6 protein-coding genes are annotated in these 7,281 nt (G+C 60.2%); all 6 read right to left on the bottom strand.

Translation table 11 applies throughout. The annotated features are described in order from the left end of the window. Nucleotides 1-252: 252 nt before the first annotated feature. The gene (arsB, locus tag BQ17_RS10235) at nucleotides 253-1,359 is read right to left on the bottom strand and encodes an ACR3 family arsenite efflux transporter (protein WP_089726762.1); all 1,107 of its coding nucleotides are present in this window, start codon (nucleotides 1,357-1,359) and stop codon (nucleotides 253-255) included. Nucleotides 1,360-1,753: 394 nt separating this feature from the next. Continuing rightward, entirely contained in the window at nucleotides 1,754-2,092 is a 339-nt protein-coding gene (locus BQ17_RS10230) for an endonuclease domain-containing protein (protein ID WP_089726760.1), read from the bottom strand. Nucleotides 2,093-2,196: 104 nt separating this feature from the next. Further along, nucleotides 2,197-2,595: an arsenate reductase ArsC gene (locus tag BQ17_RS10225; protein WP_089726764.1), complete on the bottom strand. Its 399-nt coding sequence runs from the start codon at nucleotides 2,593-2,595 to the stop codon at nucleotides 2,197-2,199. Between the two features lie 14 nt (nucleotides 2,596-2,609). Beyond that, nucleotides 2,610-4,076 carry a succinate-semialdehyde dehydrogenase gene (locus BQ17_RS10220; protein ID WP_089726759.1) on the bottom strand — a complete coding sequence of 489 codons (1,467 nt, stop codon included), beginning with the start codon at nucleotides 4,074-4,076 and terminating at the stop codon, nucleotides 2,610-2,612. Nucleotides 4,077-4,971: 895 nt separating this feature from the next. After that, nucleotides 4,972-5,397, bottom strand: coding sequence for a hypothetical protein (locus tag BQ17_RS10215; RefSeq protein ID WP_141699218.1), 426 nt, complete (start codon nucleotides 5,395-5,397; stop codon nucleotides 4,972-4,974). Then, nucleotides 5,357-7,099 (bottom strand): tetratricopeptide repeat protein, encoded by a 1,743-nt coding sequence (locus BQ17_RS10210; RefSeq protein WP_089726753.1) that lies wholly within the window; start codon nucleotides 7,097-7,099, stop codon nucleotides 5,357-5,359. The genes BQ17_RS10215 and BQ17_RS10210 overlap by 41 nt, the downstream gene beginning before the upstream one ends. Nucleotides 7,100-7,281 lie beyond the last annotated feature (182 nt).

The following is a 7,281-nucleotide window of genomic DNA, read 5'->3' as shown; positions in this document are numbered from 1 at the left end:
GGCGGTTAGCCTACCAGGCGCTTAATCGACGCTGGAGCGTCAGATCCCTCCTCCGTCGGGACCAGGTCTGCTCCCACACTGGAGCCTGGGGAGCCAGCCGAAAATCAATGCCAGTAGAAAATCAATGGGTTAGTTTTTAGACAGCCTCTAAATCTTTAGGTGGACGCACAGGTTCCGGTCTTTGCTGGACACCAGGTAGCGGATACAAGTCCACTGCGGGAAACCTTTGGGTGTCGCAATTTTCCAAGATCCCTAAATCATCCGCTCACATTGCGGATAATCCAGATGACATTCGTCGAATAGATGACAAGTGCGTTTACAGATTGCTACCAGCATGAGCATGAGCGGGACTTCTATGAGCACTCCGACCACGGTGGCCAAGGCCGCACCGGACGACAAGCCGAACAGGATGACGGCGGTGGCTATCGCAACTTCGAAATGGTTAGAGGCCCCGATCAGCGCCGCCGGTGCGGCATCATGGTAGGAGAGTTTCAACCACCTCGCGAGTATAAAATAGCCGCTGGCGAAGATAACGACCGTTTGTATGAAAAGCGGGACGGCAATCCACAAAATCGTAAGCGGATTGCCCATGATGACCTCTCCCTTGAATGAGAACAGCAGAACCAATGTCAATAGCAGGGCGGTTATGCTGATCGGGGTAAGCCAGTGTAGAAATGTCTGGTTGAACCACGCGATCCCCCTGTATCGGATGATCCACTTCCTCGATAAGTGACCCGCGATCAAGGGTAGTGCGACATAAATCGAAACGGAAAGTAACATCGTCTGCCAAGGAACCGGCATGGCATTCACATCGAGTAATAAGCCTCCTAATGGACCATAGAGGAAAAGCATCACCAATGAATTGATCGCGACCATGACCAAGGTCAACCCATCATTACCCTTCGCAAGATAACCCCACATCAGGACCATTGCGGTACAGGGTGCAATCCCCAACAAAATCGCCCCTGCGATGTAGCTCCGCCACAGCTCGACTTCCTCGCCGTTGGCAAGGATTTCCGTGCCGGGCAGGAAATCCTTGAACAAATAACCTATGAAGAAATAGGCGATCGCAAACATTGAAAAGGGTTTGACCGCCCAATTTATGAACAGGGTGAGCAGGACCGGTTTTGGTGTGCTTGCCGATTTTACGACTTGCGCGAAATCGATTTTCACCATAATCGGGTACATCATGAAAAACAGACAGACCGCAATGGGCACGGATACCTGATAAATCGAGAAATCATTGAGTGTTGTCGCAATGCCGGGAGCGGCCTTTCCCAGCAGGATACCGGCCGCGATACAGAGCAATACCCAGACCGTCAAATACCGTTCGAATATCGATAATTTCTTTTCTTCCATTCAGGTTATCCCCGGAAGTATTCTCACATTATTGAATCTGAAACGACGAGTTATAGAGTGAATGAGCTGCCACGATGCTCTTACGGCTCATTCCCAGCTCTTACGGCTCATTCCCATACTCCAGCGTGGGAATGCTGTTGTGGCCGCTCCAGCGGCCGAGATCCCTCGCTCCGCTTGAGGGTGTCGTAAAAGGCACCGATCCTGGCCTTTTGACCCCCTCTCCCCAACCCTCTCCCGGCAAGGGTGTCGCAAAAGCCTTTCTCTCGCCGGGAGAGGGGCTGTTTGAGGGAGCGGGATTGAAGACTCCAACCCCCGCCGGTCAACCCCGCCCGCTAGCCCCTCTCCCTTGAGGGAGAGGGGTTGGGGAGAGGGTGATCTAAAAGGGGAGAGTGATCTAAACAATCCCGCACGCGATCTCGATTGCACGGAGAGACCCTTCCAGATTATTCATGAGCTCGTTGTTCCAAATCCGTAATATTCGAAAGCCCCTCGCTTTGAGAAATGCCTCGCGCTGCCTATCCGCAACTTTCCGTTCAGCGTGTTGACCACCGTCGAGTTCGATTATCAGGTCCTTCTGGAAGCAGATGAAATCGACGATGTATCTACCGACAGGCTGTTGGCGCCTGAATTTCAAGCCGTGAAATCGGTGGGCGCGAAGATGGGTCCAGAGCATCCGTTCGGCATCGGTCGAGTTCTTGCGAAGGTTTTTGGCCAGCTTTGTCAGGTCAGACATAGCAAGTACCGAGGATCATCCTTTGATCCCCCTCTCCCCAGCCCCTCTCCCCGAGGGGAGAGGGGCTTTTGCGACACCCTCCACTTTGGGGGGATATCTCAGGGTTATCCCTCTCTATTCATGGAATCGATCAACGACAAGACCTTGGTTTCAATCGTATCTCTTACCTTATTGAAATCCTGCTCATTCATAGCTTTCGGATCCGGAATAGCCCAATCCTGTCGCCGTTTCGCCTTGACATAAGGGCATTCATCCCCACATCCCATTGTGATCGCGTATTCATACTCCACAGCGGGAATCTCATTCAGCGATTTCGATCGCTGAGTATTCAGATCATAACCTACCTCCCGCATTGATTTTATTGCCTTCTCATTCACCTTGCCCGATGCCCGGGAGCCGGCACTATGGGCCTCCAGTCGGTCTTTACCATGTATCTTTGCAAATGCCTCGGCCATCTGGCTGCGGCATGAATTTTCCACGCAAACAAATAATACCCTTTTCATTACTCTATGACCTCTCATTGGGCTCGGGAGCCGCCGATATCCAGACACAGATATTTGATCTCCAGGTACTCCTCGATGCCGTAGCGGGACCCTTCGCGCCCCAGGCCCGACTGCTTGACGCCGCCGAAGGGGGCGACCGCGGTGGAGATGATACCGCTGTTGACGCCGATCATACCGTATTCCAGTTCCTCGGAGACCCGCCACACCCGGCCCAGATCGCGGCTGTAGAAATAGGCGGCCAGCCCATATTCGGTCGCATTGGCCATGGCTACCGCCGCTGCCTCGGTGTCGAAGCGGAACAGGGGCGCCAGCGGGCCGAAGGTCTCCTCCCGGGCGACGCGCATGTCCGGGGTGACATCCGCCAGCACCGTGGGCTGGAAGAAGGTCCCGCCCAGGGCGTGTCGGTCGCCGCCGGCCAGCAGGCGCGCCCCCTTGCCCAGGGCGTCGGCGATATGGGCCTCGACCTTGGCGACGGCCTCCGGGTTGATGAGCGGACCCTGCTCGACCCCCGCTTGCGTCCCCGGTCCCACCCGCAGGCCCTCGACCTTGGCCGCCAGACGCTCGGCGAAGGCATCATAGACACCGTCCTGCACCAGGATGCGGTTGGCGCAGACGCAGGTTTGACCGCTGTTGCGATACTTGGACTGGATGGCGCCTGCGACGGCGGCGTCCAGATCCGCGTCATCGAAGACGATGAAGGGGGCATTGCCGCCGAGTTCCAGGGACAGCTTCTTGACCGTACCCGCGCATTGACGCATCAACAGGCGCCCCACTTGGGTGGAGCCGGTAAAGCTCAGCTTGCGCACGATCGGATTGGCGGTCAGCTCCCCGCCGATAGGGACCGGCTCGCCGGTAACCACATTGAAGACCCCCGGCGGAATACCCGCCCGCTCCGCCAGCACCGCCAGGGCTAGGGCTGTCAGGGGCGTGTCCTCCGCCGGCTTGGCGACCAGGGTGCAACCGGCGGCCAAGGCCGCGCCGGCCTTGCGGGCGATCATGGCGAGCGGGAAGTTCCAGGGCGTAATGAGGGCGCACACCCCCACCGGCTGCTTGAGGGTCAGGATGCGCTGGTCGGTATGCTGGGCGGGGATGACATCGCCGTAGACCCGGCGCCCCTCCTCCGCGAACCAGTCGAGGAACGAAGCGGCATAGACCACCTCGCCGCGCGCCTCCGCCAGCGGCTTGCCCTGCTCCGCGGTCATGAGGCGGGCCAGCTCCTCCTGGTGCGCAAGCATCGATGCCTGCCAACCCTTGAGCAACCCGGACCGCTCCGCCGCGGTCAACGCCCGCCAGGCATCCCAGGCCCCCTCCGCAGCCACCACAGCCCGCCGGGTCTCGGCGGCGCCCATGCTCGGCACCCGCGCGATGACCTCCCCGGTAGCCGGGTCGGTCACATCCAGCCAGGCACCGTCCTGGGCCTCTACCCACTCGCCGCCGATATAACCCTGCTCCCGCAACAGGTCGATGTCCCGGATTCGCATTACTCGCTCACCCCGTGGTTGTGTCCGATAAGAGAAAAAGGGTAGTGGTAAATAGCCACAAGGCCCACTCGTTGTCATTTCGAGCGAAGCGAGAAATCCTTGTCCCGACGAAGGAGAGGTCTTGTAACTTGAGTGGTTCTCTTACCGCCAAAGATCTCTCCCTTCGGTCGAGATGACAGGGAGTGGTTTTACCATGGAATTTTCGGTGAAACTGGGCACTAGGGCGTGTTGACATTTAGCAGGTCCGCACAGCGGACCCTACAGTCAATCAAGTGGTTAGGTTAGGGTCCGCGGTGCGGACCGCTTGCGCATTGCGGCTACCTAACATATGAAAAACAAACGGTTAGGTTAAATGTCAACAGGACCTGGTGCATAGTTTCGACTAATATTGCAAACTTCTCGGAGGAGGCACCCATCAAATACGACGAATCAGGATACCTGGTAGGCATAGATATAGATAATGCGAGCTTGAAAGTGGAGCTTCACGAACTCATGGTGAGCAAGATGCCGTTCACAACAAAAACCGTCACGGGCTAAAAGCAAACTCAGCCGACTCGCGAGTCCAAAGATGCGGTTCGCCGCCGGGCGCGTCCCGCGCCCGGCGGCTCACCACATCCTACCGGCTTTGCCCAACCTACGGGTTTCGCCCCGCTCCCACCGAGGGTGTTGCAGAAGCCCCTCTCCCGCCGGGAGAGGGGTTGGGGAGAGGGGGTCAAATTCGGCCATTTAAAAATTTACCACTACCAAATCCTGAAGTACCCTCACAAACCGGTCTCTCTGGCTCCCAGGTTTCAGCGTGGGAGCAAGCCCTTGACGCTCCAGCGTCGTGAGACCTTGGCCGCCGGAGCGGCCACACTTGCGTTCCCACGCCGGAGCGTGGGAACGAGCCAAAGGGTTATTTCGAGTCGAGCTCCGACAAGGCCGATTCCACAACGGGAATCCAGGCACGCCGCCGCGCATCCAGTCGTCCCTCCGCCTCGAGCCCGGTCAATACCCGGAGGGCACGCTCGAGATAGGCCCTACCCTCGGCGCCCTCGAGTGCGGCCAAGCGGATGTCAGGGACCACCGACCCGAGAAGAAACTGGGGATGCTCGGGAAAACGCGCCAATAGCCTCCCGTAGATGTCCCGCGCCGCCTGGAATGCCGCCAAGGCCGCTTCCGTCCGTCCAAGCCTGACGGCCATATCACCCATTCGCTCATGACTTACCGCCAGATCGGCCTGGCGCCCGGCATGGCTGGGGTCGGCCTCGGCCAGCCGCTTTCGGATGTCACGGCTGTCCTCATAGGCCCGACGCGCCGCGGGCAGATTCCCCTCCGCCACCAGCACGTCGCCGAGGCCGCTCGTAGCTCACCGACAGGTCGCGTTGGCGCCCGGCATGGCTGGGGTCGGCCTCGGCCAGCCGCTTGAGGATGTCACGGCTGTCCTCATAGGCCCGACGCGCCGCGGGCAGATTCCCCTCCGCCACCAGCACGTCGCCGAGCTTGTTATAACTCACCGACAGGTCGCGTTGGCGCCCGGCATGGCTGGGGTCGGCCTCGGCCAGCCGTTTGGCAATGGCTAGGTCTTGCTCATAGGCCCGACGCGCCGCGGGCAGATTCCCCTCCGCCACCAGCACGTCGCCGAGGCCGCTGAGGCCTACGGCCAGCTCGCGTTTGTCGTCGGCCCGGCGGGCGAGTGCGATGTACTTGCGATAGGCGGCTTCCGCTTCCTCCAAGGTACCGGTGGCCTGGGCCGCTTCACCCAACCCCAACCAGCCTTCCCGATTGTCCGGGTCGAGCTGGGTCGCTTCGCGGTACCAGCGCAGGCCCTCCGCGGCGTTTTCCACAAATGCGATGGCAGCGAGGTTGCGAGCAGCTTCGGCCCGCTCGCTGCGTGCCTTGTCCTCTTGGTGCTTGCGATTCTCGTAGATTTGGCGCCAGATGCCCTGGGCTACATGCAGGTTGCCTTTTTCCGCCTGTTCGACCGCTTGCTCGAAGCGCGGCTCATCGCGTAACGCCTGCAACGAACGTATGGATCGTTCGATCTGCTCCGGCGTGAGCTCGGGGTATTTGGTGCGCAGGACCTCCTCGATCCCAGACTCTTGCAGCAGGTCCGGCGGAAAGAAGACCGCTTGGATGCCTTTGAACCCGATAACGGCAACCAAGATCAGGACCGCGAGGCGGAGCATCCTGGGTAGCCAGGTCTTGGGCCTGGAGCGCGACACCGCCGGCAGCGTCGGGGTCTCCAACTTGGCGGCGGCGTACTCCTCGGCGGGCCGGTCCTCTCCACCGATATTTTCCGCGAGAAATCTGCGGGTCGCGGTATAGAGCAGCTCATCCTTGCCCGCCGGTTTGCAGATCCCGATATGGTCGGCCTCGATCGGGATCGGGACGACATTGAGTAGCCCAGGGTCCGCACCGTCGGGATCCACGATCATACCCGCCTCGGTGGCATGGGCCTCGTAGAAGACCTGATTGGCGATTTCGTTCGGCCAATTGCGGTACCAGACATTCAATTTGCGCAGCGCGGGGGCGTTCTTGATCAGGTCTTGGGCCACCGGCGACGGCCAGGCCACAAGGCGCAGCCGATCGAGCCAGGTGGCCTGGATCGCACCGGTGTGGGGGGTGGCGATGAACACCAGGACCTTGACCCGGTCCAACAGCGCACCCGCCTCTGGCCGGTGTCCCCGTTGGTCGTTTGCTTCGCGCAGGACCTGCTTGACCACCAGGCCGCCGAGGCTGTGGCACACGAAGGTCACCGGCGCGGTGGTCAATACCGGCTCGCCGAGTAAGCACTCCAGCACAGGGACGGCCTGATCCGGTAACGCCAGGGCGTTGCCGATCCAGTTGGTGGGCGGGGCGGCATAGCTCAGCGTCCAGACGCACAGGCCCGGGATGTCACGGGCGAGCCAGAGGGGCCAGAAGCCGGCGTCGGCTTTGCCCCGGCGCCAGGTATCGTAGGGGTGTCCGCCCAGGCCGTGCACGAAGATCACATGTCCCCGTGGCCTACCCGGCCAATTCGCGACCTTGATGAGTTGGGTCATGCCCCGGCGATTCTCCCTGGGGTCTGAAAGGTCCGCCCGGTGCGGACCCGGCAGACCGCATTTTTTCACTTTCGCTCTGCCGGCTCAATGTCAGAAATCAGGGCTGGACGCCGATTGCGTTGAGACGTTGGCACGGACACGGACCAGAGAGGGGGCAGTTGTCAGGGGGCAGGGGGCAGGGG

The sequence above is a fragment of the Candidatus Thiosymbion oneisti genome (assembly GCF_900092655.1).
GTDB lineage: Bacteria > Pseudomonadota > Gammaproteobacteria > Chromatiales > Chromatiaceae > Thiosymbion > Thiosymbion oneisti.
The sequence above is the reverse complement of the archived record's forward strand: the minus strand, read 5'-3'. Positions and strand labels throughout refer to the sequence as shown.